Genomic DNA, 272 nt, shown 5'->3' with positions numbered 1-272 from the left:
CCCGAAGCTCGCCCTTCTCAAAACGGGCAAGGTCAATGATCAGGATGGCAATGGAGCGATCGAAGCGGCCGACACGATTACCTATTCGTTCGAGGTGTCCAACACCGGCAATGTCATCGTAAATGAGGTCACGCCATCCGATGAGGGACCAACCTTTAACGGTAAGCCAGCCGGCGGCAAGCTCGGCGCTTTCACACCAGCCCCAGTGACGCTGTCTCCTGGTAAAACACAGGTATTTACCGCCATCTACAAGCTGACGCAGGAAGACATCG

The 272-nt window shown here is 55.5% G+C and carries 1 protein-coding gene; it reads left to right on the top strand.

The annotated features are described in order from the left end of the window. Positions 1-272, top strand: a 272-nt coding sequence (locus SB822_RS57240; protein ID WP_410859123.1) for a hypothetical protein, incomplete at both ends; no start/stop codon positions are given.

Origin of the sequence: Paraburkholderia sp. SIMBA_054, assembly GCF_046534875.1 — a bacterium.
GTDB lineage: Bacteria > Pseudomonadota > Gammaproteobacteria > Burkholderiales > Burkholderiaceae > Paraburkholderia > Paraburkholderia hospita.
The sequence above is the reverse complement of the archived record's forward strand: the minus strand, read 5'-3'. Positions and strand labels throughout refer to the sequence as shown.